Source organism: Anaerocolumna sp. AGMB13025, assembly GCF_029689925.1.
Classification (GTDB): Bacteria; Bacillota; Clostridia; order Lachnospirales; family Lachnospiraceae; genus Anaerocolumna.
Map to the genome: position 1 here is coordinate 3,298,884 of NZ_CP121445.1, position 18,631 is coordinate 3,317,514.

At 37.3% G+C, this 18,631-nt stretch carries 14 protein-coding genes; 9 read left to right on the top strand and 5 right to left on the bottom strand.

From position 1 onward, the window contains the following. Positions 1 to 73: 73 nt before the first annotated feature. The 6 genes from QA584_RS13460 (at position 74) to QA584_RS13485 (ending at position 9,836) form a co-directional block, all read left to right on the top strand. Positions 74 to 943 carry a DegV family protein gene (locus tag QA584_RS13460; protein ID WP_278275012.1) on the top strand — a complete coding sequence of 290 codons (870 nt, stop codon included), beginning with the start codon at positions 74 to 76 and terminating at the stop codon, positions 941 to 943. A gap of 109 nt (positions 944 to 1,052) precedes the next feature. Beyond that, positions 1,053 to 1,214, top strand: coding sequence for a DUF1328 domain-containing protein (locus QA584_RS13465; RefSeq protein WP_278275013.1), 162 nt, complete (start codon positions 1,053 to 1,055; stop codon positions 1,212 to 1,214). 181 nt (positions 1,215 to 1,395) lie between these two features. After that, positions 1,396 to 1,983 carry an AAA family ATPase gene (locus QA584_RS13470; RefSeq protein WP_278275014.1) on the top strand — a complete coding sequence of 196 codons (588 nt, stop codon included), beginning with the start codon at positions 1,396 to 1,398 and terminating at the stop codon, positions 1,981 to 1,983. A gap of 263 nt (positions 1,984 to 2,246) precedes the next feature. Then, positions 2,247 to 4,301 carry a methyl-accepting chemotaxis protein gene (locus tag QA584_RS13475; protein WP_278275015.1) on the top strand — a complete coding sequence of 685 codons (2,055 nt, stop codon included), beginning with the start codon at positions 2,247 to 2,249 and terminating at the stop codon, positions 4,299 to 4,301. Positions 4,302 to 4,483: 182 nt separating this feature from the next. Beyond that, complete coding sequence (locus QA584_RS13480) at positions 4,484 to 5,329, top strand: DNA-3-methyladenine glycosylase family protein (RefSeq protein ID WP_278275016.1); 846 nt, start codon at positions 4,484 to 4,486, stop codon at positions 5,327 to 5,329. 199 nt (positions 5,330 to 5,528) lie between these two features. Further along, entirely contained in the window at positions 5,529 to 9,836 is a 4,308-nt protein-coding gene (locus QA584_RS13485) for a 2-hydroxyacyl-CoA dehydratase (RefSeq protein WP_278275017.1), read from the top strand. Positions 9,837 to 10,235: 399 nt separating this feature from the next. Here the strand turns inward: QA584_RS13485 and vanT are convergent, their stop codons facing one another. The 3 genes from vanT to vanG form a co-directional block, all read right to left on the bottom strand. Next, on the bottom strand, positions 10,236 to 12,416 hold the full coding sequence (vanT, locus tag QA584_RS13490; RefSeq protein WP_278275018.1) for a serine racemase VanT catalytic subunit: 2,181 nt from the start codon (positions 12,414 to 12,416) through the stop codon (positions 10,236 to 10,238). A 273-nt stretch (positions 12,417 to 12,689) separates the two neighbouring features. After that, the gene (locus QA584_RS13495) at positions 12,690 to 13,535 is read right to left on the bottom strand and encodes a D-alanyl-D-alanine carboxypeptidase family protein (protein WP_278275019.1); all 846 of its coding nucleotides are present in this window, start codon (positions 13,533 to 13,535) and stop codon (positions 12,690 to 12,692) included. 53 nt (positions 13,536 to 13,588) lie between these two features. Next, on the bottom strand, positions 13,589 to 14,638 hold the full coding sequence (gene vanG, locus QA584_RS13500) for a D-alanine--D-serine ligase VanG (protein WP_278275171.1): 1,050 nt from the start codon (positions 14,636 to 14,638) through the stop codon (positions 13,589 to 13,591). A 428-nt stretch (positions 14,639 to 15,066) separates the two neighbouring features. On the opposite strand from vanG, the gene QA584_RS13505 reads away from it, so the two are divergent. From QA584_RS13505 to QA584_RS13515, 3 genes are all read left to right on the top strand, one after another. Then, positions 15,067 to 15,702 (top strand): ABC transporter ATP-binding protein, encoded by a 636-nt coding sequence (locus tag QA584_RS13505; protein ID WP_278275020.1) that lies wholly within the window; start codon positions 15,067 to 15,069, stop codon positions 15,700 to 15,702. Then, positions 15,699 to 16,472 (top strand): ABC transporter permease, encoded by a 774-nt coding sequence (locus tag QA584_RS13510; protein WP_278275021.1) that lies wholly within the window; start codon positions 15,699 to 15,701, stop codon positions 16,470 to 16,472. Before QA584_RS13505 ends, QA584_RS13510 begins: the two co-directional genes overlap by 4 nt. Before the next feature lie 262 nt (positions 16,473 to 16,734). Then, entirely contained in the window at positions 16,735 to 17,289 is a 555-nt protein-coding gene (locus QA584_RS13515; protein ID WP_278275022.1) for a PadR family transcriptional regulator, read from the top strand. Between the two features lie 110 nt (positions 17,290 to 17,399). Here the strand turns inward: QA584_RS13515 and QA584_RS13520 are convergent, their stop codons facing one another. Further along, entirely contained in the window at positions 17,400 to 18,077 is a 678-nt protein-coding gene (locus QA584_RS13520) for a potassium channel family protein (RefSeq protein ID WP_278275023.1), read from the bottom strand. An 8-nt stretch (positions 18,078 to 18,085) separates the two neighbouring features. Then, a complete protein-coding gene (locus tag QA584_RS13525) occupies positions 18,086 to 18,517 on the bottom strand; it encodes a potassium channel family protein (protein ID WP_278275024.1) in 432 nt (143 codons plus the stop codon). Positions 18,518 to 18,631: the final 114 nt, after the last annotated feature.

Here is an 18,631-nt window from a genome sequence, read left to right on the forward strand (position 1 = left end):
AAAAGTGTTATCATTTAATCATACGCTAGGATAACATGTTAAAATTGTAGGAATAGAAGCCAGGAGGGGTATTATGGAATCGATAAAAATTATTGCAGACAGTACCTGTGATTTGAATGAGGAGCTTTTGGAAAGATATCAGATCACGATGATACCTTTATGCGTTATCATGGGTGAGGATACTTATCAGGATGGGATTAATATATCCCCGAAAGAAATATATGAATGGTCGGAAAAAGAAAACAGTACGCCTAAAACAGCAGCACCACTGCTTAATGAGGTTATAGATATTTTAAAACCTTTGATAGAACAGCATCAGGAAATCATATATATCGGAATATCGGAAGAAATGTCCTCAACCTGTAATGTAGTCCGACTGGCCTCGGAAATACTGGATTATGATGCCATACATATTATCAATTCAAAAAATTTATCTACCGGCATCGGTTTGCAGGTTTTAAAGGCGGCTTCCATGGCTATGGAGGGCAAGACAGCCAATTATATTGTATCCTATATTACAGGTACCATGCAGGAACTGGTAAAAGCCAGTTTTGTCGTTGATACCTTAACCTATTTGTACCGGGGCGGAAGATGTTCTTCTGTGACAGCATTAATTGGCAATACCTTTTTACTAAAGCCAATGATAGTTGTTAAAAACGGAAAGATGGGGGTAGGGAAAAAGTACCGGGGCAATACGAGAAAAGTATTATTAAACTATGTAGCTGATATGCTGGAAGAACTGAAAAAAGCCGATAAAGAACGGGTTTTTATTACCCATTCCGGTTGTGATGAGGGTATTATTACTCTGATTTATGATTATATTAAGAAGCTTAATATCTTTCATGAAATACATATAACCAGAGCCGGCGGGGTAATATCCAGCCATTGTGGTCCAAAAACGCTGGGCGTTCTTTATGTGGGCAGTGCTTCGGGAACTAAGTAGGTTTGTACAGGATAGGTGCCTTTTGATTTTTTCATAAATAAATCTCTGATAAACTGTCAAGAATACTCTTAAACAGATGAAAGAATTTCAGATTAAGGAGATGAAAGTTATGTTAAAATGGGCAATAATATTTTTAATCATTTCTGTGGTTGCAGGTATATTTGGTTTTACCGGTGTTGCCAGAACGTCAAAAACCATTGCTAAAGTTTTATTCTTCCTTTGTATCATAATATTTATCATTATTTTAATAACCAGTATTGCTATTTTTTAAGAGATCGCTATCTTTTAGAATGTGTCCATAGCAAGGCAGGTTGTTTCCTTTACTGCTGCTTTGATTGGCTGTGAACAAGATCTGGAAGAAGACCTAATTGTGAAATAGTATATTGTCTCTTGATTAATCTGCACACTTTTAGTAGAATAGGGTCATGAAGTTAAATCTGGAGGTATTGTAGATGAAAAAGCTAATTCTGGTAACCTCTCCGCCTGCCTGTGGCAAAACCTATGTATCCAAACAGCTGGCCAAAGCGTTAAAACATGTGGTATATCTTGATAAGGATACCTTAATCTGTTTATCCAAACAGATTTTTATGGTTGCGGGACAGGAATATAACAGAAGTTCTCAATTTTTTGAAGAGAATATAAGAAATTATGAATATGAGGCAATTGTTGCATTGGCATTAGAGGCACTGGACTATGATGATATAGTACTGATCAATGCTCCATTTACCAGGGAAATCAGGGATAAAGCCTATATCGACTCACTAAAAAGTAAGTTGAAAGAAAAAGATGCTACTCTTGCAGTAATCTGGGTCGAAACTTTGGTGGAGGTATGCAGACAGAGAATGATTGCAAGAAATTCTGACAGAGACACCTGGAAGCTGACACATTGGGAGGAATATATCGCGGGTTGTAATTTTAATATACCAACTGCACTGGATGACCCGAAGGTGTCAGATGATTTATTGATATTTAAAAATTCCTCAGAGCAAGAATTTCAAGAATCATTAACAAATATTGTAAGGATTTTAGAGGGTGTCTAAGCAAAAAATCTATGGACCGGAAGCGAAGTGGCGGTTAACTTCGTTTCCGGTTTGTTTTATTATTATTGGGAAGACGGATATCTTAGTTTTCTTCACTAAGTTTACCAGAATTTGATAAAAAGCAGGTTTCTTAGCAAAAAGTTTACATAAGTCTAAGTGACAAATAGAAAGATACGTAGTATAATTTCTTTAACTCAGGCAGACAAAAACAAACATAAAAAGACAAAATAACTCTGCCAAAAGTATAAAGGGAGGAATGCAGTATGGTATTCAAAAAAATCAGTACGAAAATGCTAGTAATCTTATTAATCGTAATCTTATGTTCCATGGTTACTTTAACCCTGGTAGGTTATTTAAGCAGTAAGGATATTATACAAAACCAGATTAATCAGAATATGGATGCCGAATTAAAAGCACAAGTGAACAGTATCCAACTGAAACTCCAGAAAATCGAAACCATGGCTTCCCAGATAGCAAGAAGCGTTGAAACTACATATAGTACCACAAAACTTGCCGGGTATGAAGCTATGCTTGATAATATGATATTTGACAGTGATTTAATTCTTGGGAGCGGTATCTGGTTCGAACCATATACCTATGATAAAAACGAAAAATATATTGGTCCCTATGTATATAAAGAAGGAGACAAAGCAGTTACTACTTATGATTACAGCAATGCAGAATATGATTACTTTTCCTATGACTGGTATAAGAATGCTATGACAGGCTCAAAAGAACCAGTGTTTTCAACCCTTTATTATGATGATACCTTGAAGGCAACCATGACCTCTTGTACCGTTCCTATGTTTGATGACTCCGATAAATTTATTGGTGTGATTACCGTGGATATTGATATCACCTCTATTCAGGAGCTGATTCATGCTATTAAAGTGGGTGATGGTGGAAGTGCGGTATTGCTTACCGGGGACGGTTTATACATTACAAATGAAAATCCGGAAAAAGTACTAAATGAAAAAATTACCGATAACGAGAATAAATCCATAGCAGCACTTGGTAATAAGGTGTTGGCCACTGATAAGGGTAAGGGTAGTTTTAAAACCGAAAATGGGAGGTATGAGGTATACTATAGCAGTGTGGATAAACTAGGTTGGAAGGTTATGATTCAGATACCGGAAAGGGAAGTAAATCAGCCGGTTAATATTTTATTCATTAAATTGGTTATCATTTCAGGGATTGCCATTTTAATCGCTGCCGCCGTAATTATCCTGCTGGTCAATAATATTACAAAAGGAATTAACCGGGCAAATCAATTTGCCTTAAGCCTATCAAATGGGGACTTTACCACCGAAGAAATTCATTTTAAATCAAAAGATGAAATCGGACAGCTTGGTCTGGCCTTGAATAAAATGCTTTTGGAAAACAGGAGTGTTATAACCGCTATTTCGGAAGATTCCGTAAAAATCAATCAGACGAGTGAAGAACTGACCCAGACCTCGGGAGAACTTTCCTCAAATTTTGAAAGGATTAAGGGATCCATTCATGATATTAATGAATCCATGATGAGTTCCAGTGCAACTACGGAAGAAATAAACGCTTCGGTGGAAGAAGTCAACTCTTCCATCAGTATCTTAAGTCAGGAAGCTTATAAAAGCAATGAAATGGCACTTGCCATTAAATCAAGGGCTGACGAGGTGGAGAAACTTAGCCAGGTATCCTATGAAGAAGCCACAAAACTGGCAGCCTCCAATGAGGTTTTATTAAGAAAAGGCATGGAGGATGCTAAAATAGTAGAATCTGTCGGAAACATGGCAGAGGTAATCTCCCAGATAGCAGAACAGGTCAATTTACTTTCACTGAATGCTTCCATAGAAGCCGCAAGAGCCGGGGAACACGGAAAAGGTTTTGGAGTAGTCGCAAAAGAAATCGGAAGTCTGGCGGCCCAGACAACCAGAGCAATTGAAGAGATTAAACATACCAATACAAAGGTTATGGAAGCATTTGAAACCATGATTAATAATTCCAACCAACTCCTGAGCTTTATTAAAGACCGGGTTACACCAGATTATAAAACCTTTGTTCAGGTTGCCGGTCAATACGGTCAGGATGCGTATGACATCCAGTCCACGGTAAGTGTAATATCCGGTATGACAAACAATATAGATAAAATTATTCATGAGGTTTCAGAGGCAATACAAGATATTGCCGTATCTTCACAGAGCACCGCCCTAAACAGCAGCAGTATCCTATCCAAGGTAGAAATGGTATATGGACTGGTAAATAACATGACACAGTTAATTGACACGGAAAAAGAAATATCCAAAGAGCTGGAAGGCATGGTTAAAAAGTTTAAAGTCTGATATTGCTTGGTGGCTGTTATCTTTAAATTGCAATCATCTAATATCATAGGTTAATTAGGTGTTAGACTGATAGAGTTTTATGCAATACAAAATAAACATAATATAGGTTACCCGTAATCATCATATTAAAAAAGATGTCATAAAGCCATTATTTAAACAGGCATTAGAAAGGATATACTACATTGATTCTACAATCCAATAATTTTAATTTAAAGCATATCGCAGAATCCGGTCAATGCTTTCGGATGAACGAGATAAGAGATAACCGGTACAGTTTAATTGCTTTTGGAAAATATTTAGAACTTGTCCAAATCGATGAAAAACGCATTGGATTAACCTGTAGTGAAGAGGAATTCCAGGAAATCTGGCAGGAATATTTCGATATGGATTACAATTATAACAAAATAGTATCAAACCTTTCAGAAGGCAGTGATGATTTCTTAAAGAATGCGGTCCGTTACGGCAATGGACTTAGAATATTAAAACAGGATATATTTGAAACCCTGATTAGTTTTATAATATCCCAACGTAAGAATATACCGGCAATAAAACAGTGTATTGAACAGCTTTGCTATAAATACGGGGAACGCAGAATAAGTTATGAATGCGGCGGTAAAGAATATTATACCTTCCCTACACCAAAAAAGCTGGCGGCTGCATATAGACCGGATTTAAGAGAAGCGGGTTTAGGCTATCGGGATGAGTATATACGAAAAACCTCCCAGGCTGTTACAAATGGGGAGATTGATTTAGAGGGTCTGAAACAATTAAGTTACGACGATGCAATGGTTCAGTTAATGAATTTATCCGGTGTGGGTATTAAGGTTGCCAACTGTGTCAGCTTATATGGGCTGCATCATATTGAAGCATTTCCCATTGATGTATGGATAGCCAGAATATTAAAAGATATCTACCGGAATGAATTCAGTCTGGAACCCTATACTGGTTTTGCAGGGATAGTACAACAATATATGTTTTATTATATCAGAAGCCTAAAAAGCAATCAGGTACAGTCATTAAATAATTAATTATAAGTTCGCAGCTCTTAGTGCTGCGAATTTTTCATTGATTATGCAACGCACATTCTTTTACCTATACTGAATGATTCGGTTTTTCCTGTACATAATTAATAAGTATGAGATACAGCATATATGCGGATAGACATAAGTTTTATTCACCGTTTTGCATCACTCATAAATGGATTAAGTATAGGAGAAACAGAATCGAATGAATTACAAAATAGGTTTGGATATTGGTTCCACAACAGTAAAAATAGCAGTTCTGGATACAGATAACCGTTTAATTTACAGTGACTACAAAAGACACTTATCAGATATAAAAAGTACGATCATTGATACAATGAGCACCTGTTACCAAAAACTTGGGGATATCCCCTGTGATATTAACATTACCGGTTCAGGTGGTTTATCCGTAGCCAACTGGCTGAACCTTAATTTTGAACAGGAAGTAATTGCCTGCACCAAAGCAGTAAAAACCATGGCACCAGAGACGGAAGTAGTGATTGAACTTGGCGGGGAAGATGCTAAAATTACTTATTTAAAAGAGATACCGGAACAACGTATGAATAACAGTTGTGCCGGAGGAACCGGTGCTTTCATTGACCAGATGGCGGTTCTGCTGAATACCGATGCGGCCGGCTTAAACGAATATGCGAAAAAACATAAAGTTATTTATCCCATTGCCTCCAGATGTGGAGTATTTGCCAAAACTGACATTCAGCCTCTTTTAAATGACGGGGCCGGTAAGGAAGATATTGCCGCCTCTATTTTACAGGCAGTAGTCAATCAGACCATAGGTGGTCTTGCCTGTGGGAAACCGATACAGGGTAAGGTAGCCTTCTTAGGTGGACCTCTGTATTTTTTATCAGAACTGAGAGAAAGATTTATTATAAGCCTAAATCTAAAGGCGGACGAAATAATTATACCAGAGAATGGGATTCTTTATCCTGCTATCGGTGCGGCTCTTTTAACGGGTCACAATACCAAGACTGTTAGTCGTATCACAGATAATTGCAAGTTAGAAATTAATACCATGAAGGGACATCTGAATGAGTCTGCCCGGTATAACCTGAAAATCATGATTGAAAGGGTAGAGGGTATCACCGATATTAAGGATGAAGATGTCAGAAAGTTGCAGCCCCTTTTTCATACTCAGAAGGAATATAAAGAATTTACAGAGCGGCATAATAAGGCTGTCATGAAAAGAGCAGAACTGGCTGCTTATAGCGGTAATACGTATCTTGGTATTGACGCCGGTTCCACTACAACAAAAGCAGTATTAATCGGCGAGGATGGGGAACTGCTTTATAGTTACTATGGGAGTAATGAAGGGGACCCGGTCAAAAAGGCCGTTTTCATACTAAAGGATTTGTATAGTAAACTTCCAGTTGGAGTCAAAATCGTTAAAAGTACGGTAACAGGCTATGGCGAAAGTTTAATGAAAGCTGCTCTTCATATGGATTTGGGTGAAATTGAAACCATCGCCCATTATAAAGCCGCTGAATATTTTCTGCCGGGAGTTGATTTCATTCTGGATATCGGTGGTCAGGATATGAAGTGCCTTCGTATTAAAAACGGTACCATTGACAGTATTCTTCTAAATGAAGCCTGTTCCTCCGGCTGCGGTTCCTTTATCGAAGGATTTGCAAAATCTTTGAATCTTCCGGTTGACAAATTTGCATACGAAGCGTTGTTTGCCAAAAGTCCAGTGGATCTTGGGACAAAGTGTACTGTATTTATGAATTCAAAAGTAAAACAGGCACAAAAGGAAGGGGCTGATATTGCGGATTTGTCTGCCGGACTGTCTTATTCCGTCATAAAGAATGCTCTATTTAAAGTTATAAAAATCCGGGATGAAAAAGATATGGGCAAAAAAATGATTGTCCAAGGGGGGACCTTTCATAATGATGCTCTCTTGCGGTGTTTTGAGCTGATTTCCGGAAGAGAAGTGGTACGTCCGGATATAGCAGGGCTGATGGGGGCCTTCGGTGCGGCGCTTATTGCAAAAGAAGCGGGAAGTTATAAGCTTTTAGAAGGCCAGGTATCAAAAATACTATCGGACAGCGAATTACAAAGATTTCAAGTTAAAACCTCTTTAAAACGCTGTGATAAGTGCGGGAATCATTGCCTCCTGACGATAAATAGATTTTCTGACAAAGAAGCTTTTATATCTGGTAACCGGTGTGAACGTGGACTGGGACTGACGGAGGATAAGACGGAACCTTCCTATAAACTGCCGAATCTATATGACTATAAATATAATAAAACCTTTGCCTATACTCCCATAAGTCTTTCAAAAGCCAGGAGAGGAGTAATCGGTATCCCAAGGGCTCTTAACATGTTTGATAATTATCCTTTTTGGTTTACTCTTTTGACAGAACTTGGTTTTCGGGTTGAGTTATCAGCTCCTTCCGGTAAAAAAATGTATGAAAAAGGACTGGGTACCATTCCTTCCGAATCGGTGTGCTATCCGGCAAAACTTTGCCATGGACACATAATCAACTTGATTGAGAGAGGTATACCGGCTATCTTTTATCCTTCTATTGTATACGAAAAGAAAGAATATGAGGATGTAGATAATCATTTTAACTGCCCAATTGTTATCTCCTATACAGAGGTAATAAAAAATAATATTGACCAGTTAAGACCAGTTAAATTCATCGCCCCTTTTTTATCCATGAATGATGATAAGAAACTGGTGAAACGAATTACAGAGGTATTTTCAGAGTACCAGGTTACCTCAGAAGAAGCAAAAAGGGCAGTGAGTGCAGCCAGAGCTGAGCTAGAGGACTATAAACAGGACTTAAAGCAAAAAGGGGAAGAGGCAATAGAATTCCTTAAGAAACACAATAAAAAAGGAATTGTTCTATGCGGAAAACCGTATCATATTGATCCGGAAGTCAATCATGGTATACCAGGTCTAATTAATTCCTTTGACATGGCAGTTCTGACTGAGGATAGTATCGACCACCTGGCACCTCTTAAGAATAAACTAAGAGTAGTGGATCAGTGGACCTACAACTCCAGATTATATCGTGCGGCGCAAAAGACCGCTGAGGAACCAAACCTTGAATTAATCCAGCTCAATTCCTTTGGCTGTGGTCTGGATTCCGTTACTTCAGATCAGATAGCTGAAATACTTGGGGCTAACGGGAAAATCTATACGATGTTAAAAATAGATGAAGGAAATAACCTGGGTGCTGCAAAAATCCGGATCCGTTCCTTAAAAGCTGCCATGGAGGAACGGGAGAGAAGGAAATATGAACCGGTAAAAGAAGAAATTAACTATTCAACACCTGTTTTTACGAAGGAGAAGCGGAAGACTCATACGATTTTAGTTCCTCAGCTTTCGCCGATGCATTTTGAATTAATCAAAGAGGCAGCCATAGCCAGTGATTACCAGCTGGAGATTTTACCGGGCATTGACCAGGCAGCCGTAGATGAAGGCTTAAAATATGTCAATAATGATGCCTGTTATCCGGCAATCCTTATTATCGGACAGATTGTTCATGCATTAAAATCCGGTAAATACGATACCGACAATACCTCTGTCCTGATATCCCAAACCGGCGGCGGATGCAGGGCAACGAATTATATGGCCTTTTTAAAACTGGGTCTTAAGCAGGCAGGCTTTGAGCAGGTACCTTTAATTTCTTTAAATGCAGTAGGTCTTGGGGAACAACCAGGCTTTAAGGTTACTTTGGGATTTCTTAATAAATCCATTATGGCACTTATTTACGGAGATTTATTTATGCGTGTCCTATATGGTACAAGACCCTATGAAGTAGTACCTGGTACCGCACAAAATCTTTACCAGAAATGGAATGAAACAGCTAAGATCAATGTAAGGAATGGCAGTAAAAAAGAGTTTGACCGGAATATTAGAACCATTATCAAAGAATTTGACCAGCTGGAGGTTAAGGATATAAAGAAACCAAAAGTCGCTATCGTAGGTGAAATACTTGCTAAATACCATCCTATGGCCAATAACGGAATCATATCCTCCCTGGAAGAAGGAGGGGCTGAAGTGGTACTGCCGGATCTTCTGGATTTCCTGCTCTATTGCCTGTATAACTCTGATTTTAAGTATAAATATCTGGGCGGCAAACGTATGAAGAAAAATGTATGTGATTTCAGTATGGTGTATCTGGACCATTACCGAAAGGTTATGAAGGAGGAACTGGCAAAAAGTAAGCGGTTTTCACCCCCAACCCCAATTAATAAACTGGCGGCTATGGCATCTTCCGTACTATCACTAGGCAACCAGACCGGTGAGGGCTGGCTTATAACGGCTGAAATGATTGAATGCATCGAAAGCGGCATTAATAATATACTTTGTGTCCAGCCTCTAGCCTGTCTGCCAAACCACATCACCGGCAGAGGAATGTTTAAGCCGCTGAAAGAAAAGTATCCCATGGCGAATATTATGCCTATCGATTACGATCCTGGTATATCTCATGTAAATCAGCTAAACCGTATTAAATTAATGCTTTCCGTTGCCATGAAAAATGTATGAAGCTTAGTAGAAAAAATCTCTTAGCAGCTCTGGTAGGGGACAGCGTACGAACTGCAATTCAGAACAAAGAGTCTGGCTCGCCAGACTCTAGCGCTGACGCGCTGTCAAACTAGTGACAACTTCCTCTTAAAGCGAATGCGTCTCCTGCACGGAGTCTTTTTTATTATACAGACGAGTAAAATTCAGAAATCTTTCCTCGTCTGTATAATAAAAAAAAACTTGATAAACTCAATCTGTCTTCTGCCAGTAACTGAGTTTACCAAGTAATCATTAAAACAGTGGTTTAAATTCTTGTATTCTAAAACGGCGGTCTGAGTTCCTAAATTCTATAACGGAAGAAGTCCCCTGAATCCAGTTCCTAAATCCTTATCAAGTTTACGTAATAAGGGTTCAGGATAATTATTCTATATAAATTCTATTTAAACGGTTGCCCAGCCTTGTAAGCAGTTCATTTGTTATTGTACCGGATTTTTCTGCCACTTCCTCCGCACCGATGAAAGCACTGCCTTCCCTGCCGATAACCGTTACAATATCATCTGGTTCAATTTGCGGAATATCAGTTATATCAATCATAAGCTGATCCATACAGATCCGGCCGATAATGGGGGCTTTAAAGCCTTTTACTAAAACCTGCCCTTCTTCCATATTTCTTGGAATTCCATCGGCATATCCTATGGTTACCACAGCAATATTCCGGTCCTCCCTGGCGGTAAAGGTCCGTCCATAGCTGACGGCTTCTCCCTTATCAAGGATTTTGGTCATTACAATTCGTGCTTTCACGGACAGAACTGGTTTTAGATTAACCAGTACTCTGGTAGTATCCTGATCAGAGCTTAATACACCATAAAGTGCAATACCAACTCTGGCGTAGTCACAGTGAAGCTCTGGATAATTCAATACACCATAGCTGCTTTGAATATGGAGTTTTCCAGGATCATATCCTAAGTCATTTAGTCTGCGGACGGTTTTATAAAAATGATTGATCTGTCCTTTGGTAAATTCTATATCCTCTAAAGTCCTCCCATCGGATACGCTTAAGTGGGTATAAGTGCCTTCAATCATTAGGTTAGCAAGCTGAAAGATACCTTCCAGATTAGTAAGATTCGTATAATTTTCCCCCAGACGATGCATACCGGTATCAATTTTAATATGAACCTTAATAGTCTGGCCAAAGCGGTTTAAGGTCTGTGCATAATCATAGTCAACCACTGTCTGGATTAAATCATATTTGACCAGATATTTAAAGTCCTGAGGATGGGTATATCCAAAAATCAGGATTTCTCCTTTTACACCGTTTCTTCGCAAGTTGACACCTTCTGTAAGAGTAGCAACGGCAAAGGAATGAATGCCAATGCGGTTTAATTCTTTCGCAATATGAATATCTCCATGACCGTAAGCATTGGCCTTAACCACAGCCATAAGAGTACAGTCCTTTGGCAATACTGCTTGCAACGCTTCTGTATTCCCCCGCAGATTTTCCAAGTTAATTTCAATCCAGGCACGGCCTTTGGTATCCGGAGTCTCCTTTATTCCCAATCTCATTTTCTTAAAATAGCGGATGACGAAAACGTAACTAAGACCAAACAAGAGAGAGAGGATACAAACTGCAAGGTAGTGAAGCAGACTGTTATAAATGAAGAAGCTCTCTATCCCAAACACTTTGGCTGCCCCTCTAACTATAATAATTGCGAGTGGATGTATGATATATACAACCATGGATAAAGTGCGAAGATATTGATAGCGGCTGCCTCGAAAGGATAAAAGACTCTGGAACAAATAGTACATACATGGAATCAAAAATATATACATGCTGTCATGCCGCTGATAACCATAATGATGCAAAGTCAAGCCTTCTGCTAATAGAAGTATACTAAAAAACAATAAGCCCTTTATACTTTGTGTCAAGGTTAACTCCTGCCGTTTACTTCCAAGGAAAGCTCCCATTATCAGAAAGACAGGAGCATAGAATATGCCGTTTCTGGTGTAATCAAAGAGTTTGAAGAGAGTATCGTAAATGGTTTTTAACCAAGGCACCTCTGCCGTTAGACCATAATAACTATCTCCTAATAATCCCAAAATGTAAAGAACGATGGAAAGGATAATAACAGTTTGTTCTTTGAAGTACTTCGTTAGCGTTACGGTTACAATCACACCTAGAATTACCGCCGGAAGATACCACAGATGATAAAAAGTACCATTCACCAGAAGATCCTTAATAACTGTGGCGACACCTTTTTGATTAAAGTATCCGGCATATAGGTTAATAGGGAGGTAGATTAAAATTGCAATACCGTACAAATTAGCGGTTTTGATAAGAAATTTTTTTATGGGAGCCATATCCCCTTTTTTCATAAAACCAGACAAAAGAAAGAAACCTGTTACCATAAAAAAGAACGGTACTGCAATTCTTGCAATTATCCTTGTTACTATAAAATCTGCGGTGGGATTAAAGGTCATTAAGGGAGAGGTATGTATCGCCACAATCAGAAAAGCTGCAATTATCCGAAAAAAATCCAGCCCGTCATAATTTTTACTGCCAATAATTTTCTGCCCGGTAAGGGCATTGTCGTTTTTATTCATGTTTCCACCCATTGTATATCGCTAGTTCATACGCAATACTGCCCTAAAATAACCGGTTGAAAGAATCAATTATTTTCAATCTTTCAAAAAAGTAAATTTTCTTTCAACCTTTGAAAGAATCAATTATATCATCTTTCAAAAAAGTAAATATTCTTTCAACCTTTGAAAGAATCAATTATGGACATCCTTGAACATTTGCAATGTCTTCCTTTCTATACAAATTTTTTTATTTTTTTAATCAAAGTATTATATGCATATTTATTAGAATGAAATTTATTTGATCTTTCTTAACGTAATTATAAATCCATCTATATTATTTCCCGATATCTGATAGGGAATATCCTGAGGCAATTCAATTGACAGGTTCTCAAGCTGTAATAGGCTTATATAAAAAATCTCATAAGTATATTCGTTATTAAAGAATTTTAAATGCTTGCCGTTATAAGGAAAGTTTTTTAAATACTGGATATACTCCTCTAACGACAGGTTCTTTAAATTCATGATTTCCGAATGAGGATAACCGACATATCTAAAATGCCAGGGTTCCTGGGCAATACCGGTTATTGCTTCTTTACCTTTTGGGTAGCGCTCAATAAAACCATAGTGGATTGCTTTTTTGCGAAACTCCATACAGATTCCGGTATATGGAAAATGAGGACGGATAAAATCATACTCCCCATTATTCTCTGCCAGGTCAATGGCTAATCCGGTTTGGTGTTCACTGCGGTCCGGAAGTGCTACATATTTCTCTGTAAATTCCTTCCCGTTATCAATAAGGGAAGAAGAGTAAATCTGTTTTTGTTCTTCTCTGGTACGAAAACCACTGACGGGTAAAATCCCATTATTACAATCCAAACTATTTAATATTTGAGATAGTTCCTTCGCAGCTACATAATCCAGCAGAATATCCGGATAGTTATAATTCACAGAAACTAAGGCAGCTCCATAATTATTATCTCTTTTGGAAATGGGATTCTCTCTGTTAACAAGTATCAAATTACCGCTGTATATACTGGCTGTATTTAAATCTAATGTTCTCATATAAAACGTCCTTATCACATTAACTGTGGTTGCCGTTGATAATACCGGCATTCCTTTCTTACATTTTTTTTCATTCACTCCTTACACCTATTCATACAGCCATAAATCCTAATTTCCCAGATTAGCAATGTTTATTCCCCAAGTGAAAGTTTAATCAGCCTGTCCAGAATATCTTCAAAGGATAGACCGATGCCTTTTAACATATTGGGGTATCTGCTGTGAGCGGTAAACCCTGGTATGGTATTTACTTCATTAAATACGATTTCCTCCTTAGGAGTTAAAAACATATCAACCCGCGCAAAACCCCGGCAGCCTAGCGCTTTGTAAATGATAAGGGCAGAAGCCTTTATTTGGTCTTCCGTTTCTTTCCTGATTCTTGCAGGCATATGGATACGGGAAGTCGTTAAGGTATATTTCTCTGTGAAATCAAAAAAACCCTGGGTTAATTCAATTTCATCCACTTCACCAATAATAGGCTCCTCATTGCCTAAAACCGCGCAACCCACTTCGAACCCCTCAATGGTTTCTTCTATAACTACTTTATTATCATGGAGAAAAGCCGTAGATACCGCTTCTGCTAAATGTTCCTGATCCGCAACTTTTGTAATGCCAAAGGAGGAACCGGATTTTACAGGTTTTACAAATACCGGATAGGTCAAAGTCTTAGTCAGTTCGAAGAGTTCCGGTGTTTTTGTCCCCTTATATAGAACAACGGAGAGAGGGGTTTTAATACCCGCAAGAGATACTATTTTATGGGCATAATCCTTGTCCATGCATAAGGCAGAACTTATGGTATCGCAGCCAATTAACGGGATTCCTGCCAGTTCTATAAGACCCTGGACAGTACCGTCTTCACCATTTTTGCCGTGAAGTACCGGGAATGCCCCATGGATTCGGGTTAGACAGGTTTTCGTCCCTTGAAATTCAATAATTCCATGATCGGTCCGGTTAGGTGAAATCATGGCAGGAACACAGGATTCATCTAAGAACCAGGTATTATCTAATATCTTTTGGGTATCCCCTTGAAAACGAAACCAGCTGCCCTCCTTTGTAATACCGATCATAATAATGTCATACAGCTCTGTATTCATATGAGTGATTACCGCATAAGCAGATTGCAGTGAAACCTCATACTCCGTAGAGCACCCACCAAATAAAACCGCTATAATTTTTTTCATAATAATAAACTCCCATCTGTGCGCTTAATAGCGCACCTTTAATCAGGATGTTGAAAAAGTTTTTCTTTTCAACGTACTCCCATCTGTGCGCTTAATAGCGCACCTTTAATCAGGATGTTGAAAAAGTTTTTCTTTTCAACGTATAATTTTAAACAATCTTATTATTTTGTAGTTCCTCATTGATTATACCAAATAAAGTAGTAATGTATTTTAAGTTACTCTTATTAAGTCTTAAGAATTACTTATGAAATGGTTATGTAATTCTTTGGAATTCCTTAATATGGGCGTTTCTGGTTTTTCAGAGTATTAAAAGATTAAAATTATTTTGTTCAATAATAGAATTTAATTGAAAGTATTTGAAACATCATGCAGCGTTGTTTATAATTAAATATGAAATCGATACTATTTAATAATAAATCGAAGGAGAATATATGGATAAGATAATTTTAGAAACTAAATCATTAAGCTATCATAACCTGATTAAGTATCAGGATATTAAAATATATGAAAATCATACTAATTTTATAGTTGGTAAAAGCGGCACGGGTAAATCCACCTTATTAAGACTATTTAATAGTACCTTACCACCCAGTGAAGGAAGTATATGGTATAAAGACCAGGATGTAATGACCTTGGATACCATAAAATTAAGAAAAGAGATTTTGCTGATAAGTCAGTTGGTATACCTGTTCGATGACAGTATAAAAGGAAATTTTACTGAGTTTTATAAGTACAGGGATATGCCTGTTCCTACGGATCAAAAGATAAAGGAATTTTTAGAAATCTGCTGTCTGGACCTGCCTTTGGAGAAGGATTGTTTAACCATGTCAGGAGGGGAGCGGCAACGAGTATATACTGCAATCTTTTTATCATTTTTGCCTGAAGTACTTATGCTAGATGAACCGACTTCTGCTTTAGATCAGCAGAATGGTCACAATGTGATACATAATGTGCTTGGATTTTGCAAAGAAAACAGGATAACGACTATAATAGTAAGTCATGATCAGGAATTAACGAATTCCTTTGCTGAAAAAGTAATTACACTAGAAAAGAGGGAGAATCAATGAAAGGAGCCGTACAACTAAACATTATACAGTTCAGTATGATTTATCTGCTGTTGCTGATTGTTCTATTTATTATGAAAAAGTCAAAAATTAACCAGACCAGACTTTTACTGTTAGCAAGTTTACGGATGACGGTTCAGTTGGTATTGGCAGGACTTATACTGACCTATATTTTTGGTAACCCTCATCCGGCATTTGTAGTACTTTATATTGTAATCATGGTCGGTTATTCTATACGGAGGGTTTTATCAAAAAGTAAAGATATTAACAAAACTTTTAAGATAGCAGTTGCAGTTTCCATGACTTTATCCGGCGTATCGGTACTGTGCTTTTTCGTAATTGCCGTAGTGGGAGAGAATATTTTTAATCCCCAATATACCATACCCCTTGCCGGTATGATTATCGGCAATTCCATGACTGGAATTACTTTAGGATTAAAAACATTTACAGAGAACATCAAAAAAGAAAGAAATAGAATCGATGCCTTATTAAACCTTGGGGTGACCCCAAAAAAAGTATTACTGCCTTTTGTAAATAATTCCCTTGAAACTGCTTTGCTACCTACTCTAAACAATATGCTGGGAATGGGGATCGTTTCACTTCCAGGAATGATGACGGGACAGATTCTTTCAGGCACGGTACCCACAACAGCGATTATGTACCAAATAGCAATTATGATTGCAATCTGTACTGCCGTTTGTCTAACTGTATTCTGTTCACTTCAGTTTGGATTTAAAACTTTATATAATAAGAGAAATCAGATTAATTTCTGAAACTAACTTATTACAGAGGTAACTAACTTATCTCTGAGGAAACTAGTTTATTACAAAGGAAACTAACTTATTACAAAGGAAACTAGTTTATTTCAAAGTAACTAAGCTTATTACAAAGTAAACTATCTCATTACAAAGGAAACTAACTATATGCGGAAAACTAATAAATATATTATCAACGTATATTATCAAAGACAAGCTTGACAGAAGAGAAGTGAGGAATATAATATATTATATCACTGTGATATATAGGAGGTTTTTCATGATAAAAAATAAGACAAGGTATGCGATTCTCGGAGTTTTAAGTGTTATGCCTGGCTCTGGTTACGATATTAAAAAGTTCTGTGATCAAAGTATATCCCATTTCTGGAATGAGAATTTCGGACACATCTATCCGGTACTTGCACAATTAGAGAAAGAAGGCTTGATTGAACAGGAGAACAAAGAAGCCGATGACAGGAGAAAAGTATACGGCATTACGGAACAAGGCAGGAAGGAATTTTATAACTGGATGATTCAGCCCGTTGAATACCAGCCGGTCAGATCGGAATTACTGTTAAAATTATTTTATGGTAACTTTATTGAGACAGATAAAATAATTAAACTGCTTACGGAGGTTAAGGAAAGAAAGCAGGATGAACTTAAGGAGTATAAGGCGATTGAAGATTCTTATAAAAATAACGAAAAAGCAAGAGAGCAGCCATATTATCCATATTTTCTGGCTCCCTTAAGACATGGAATAAGTTCAGCGCAAGCTACCATCCGGTGGTGCGAGGAAACTATTATGGGAATTGAAGAGCATATGAAAAATTCATAGGTTTTTATACACCAAAATATTATGTAGCCAGGAAAAAATTTGGATTATAATTCTTTAATATTAAACAAGAATTATAATCCATAATCCACTTTTCAATAAAAGCAAACTGTTTACTGATTTTGCAGCATTTCATTTCCGGATAATATAAGCTTTGTTCGCTTTATTGCATCTGCTGATGAAATTACGATAAGTTTATCTCCGGATTTTAATTCTGTATTTCCTTGAGGAACTATGATTTGTTCCGTTCGGATGATGCATCCGATAATACTACCACTTGGAAAATTGATTTCCCAAAGCTTTTTGTTTAATACCGGTGAGGAATCCTCCAATAGCAGTTCATAGACCGAAACCTTGTTATTCTCAAAAGGGATATAACTGTCTATATGTTCAACCAAGGATTCCTGTTCTATTATAGTTTCTATAATTTGTGCGGTACTTACGCACTTATCAACACCTAATTCATTGAATAGTACTATGTTTCTGAAATCATTCACCAACGCATAGGTTTTTTTTACGGAGAAGGAATTTTTTACAATTTCACAGACAATAAGATTTGTAGCATCATTATCACTAAGTGCAATGACCATATCCATATTTTTAGCTTTGGCATCTTTTAAAATGGATGAGTTGGTTCCATCTCCCTGGACACTGATCACTTCAAATGTATTTGCCAGCGTTCTGCAAATCTGGGCATCTTCATTAATAATCGTAATATCATGTCCTTTTAAATGCAAGGACTTTATTAAAGGATTCAATATTTGTTTACCGTTTACTAATAACAGTTTCATTTTTTACTTTACTCCTTGTCTAATGCAATTTTTTTAAATTCATTTAAAGATAAAATGATTGGACTTATGGTTATAATATCCATATTGCTATAGGAGGACTGCTTGTTAGTGTCATTAATCCTGGCAATTACTTTCTTTATTTTAAATATCTGTTTGGCAATCTGGGCGATCATTATATTTGAATTATCATCATTCGTTGCGGCAACCAGCATATCCGCTTCATTAGCACCGGCAAGGTCGAGCATGTCAATGTCCGTTGCATCACCTTCCATACAAAAGCCTTTATAGTTTGGAGAGAGTTTTAAAAAGGCTGATTCCTTTTTATCAATAATAATAATACTTTTATTTTGTTCTGAAAACATCTCTAACAGTGCAGAACCAAAACTGCTGCACCCTACAATAATTATACGTTCTTTGTTCGGTTTTTTGAATATACTCATAATAAGCTCCTATCTATCATAATCTGAGTTATAATAGTTCCTTATAATTATTATAGTTGGAGCTGCATAAAGACAGTATTAATATCATTACATTGATATAAACGTTGTATAAAG

Excerpts from the sequence above, each read along its gene's own strand:
- QA584_RS13460 (WP_278275012.1), top strand. The coding sequence starts at position 74 with ATGGAATCGATAAAAATTATTGCAGACAGTACCTGTGATTTGAATGAG.
- QA584_RS13465 (WP_278275013.1), top strand. The coding sequence starts at position 1,053 with ATGTTAAAATGGGCAATAATATTTTTAATCATTTCTGTGGTTGCAGGT.
- QA584_RS13470 (WP_278275014.1), top strand. The coding sequence starts at position 1,396 with ATGAAAAAGCTAATTCTGGTAACCTCTCCGCCTGCCTGTGGCAAAACC.
- QA584_RS13475 (WP_278275015.1), top strand. The coding sequence starts at position 2,247 with ATGGTATTCAAAAAAATCAGTACGAAAATGCTAGTAATCTTATTAATC.
- QA584_RS13485 (WP_278275017.1), top strand. The coding sequence starts at position 5,529 with ATGAATTACAAAATAGGTTTGGATATTGGTTCCACAACAGTAAAAATA.
- vanT (WP_278275018.1), bottom strand. The coding sequence starts at position 12,416 with ATGAATAAAAACGACAATGCCCTTACCGGGCAGAAAATTATTGGCAGT.
- QA584_RS13505 (WP_278275020.1), top strand. The coding sequence starts at position 15,067 with ATGGATAAGATAATTTTAGAAACTAAATCATTAAGCTATCATAACCTG.
- QA584_RS13510 (WP_278275021.1), top strand. The coding sequence starts at position 15,699 with ATGAAAGGAGCCGTACAACTAAACATTATACAGTTCAGTATGATTTAT.
- QA584_RS13515 (WP_278275022.1), top strand. The coding sequence starts at position 16,735 with ATGATAAAAAATAAGACAAGGTATGCGATTCTCGGAGTTTTAAGTGTT.
- QA584_RS13520 (WP_278275023.1), bottom strand. The coding sequence starts at position 18,077 with ATGAAACTGTTATTAGTAAACGGTAAACAAATATTGAATCCTTTAATA.
- QA584_RS13525 (WP_278275024.1), bottom strand. The coding sequence starts at position 18,517 with ATGAGTATATTCAAAAAACCGAACAAAGAACGTATAATTATTGTAGGG.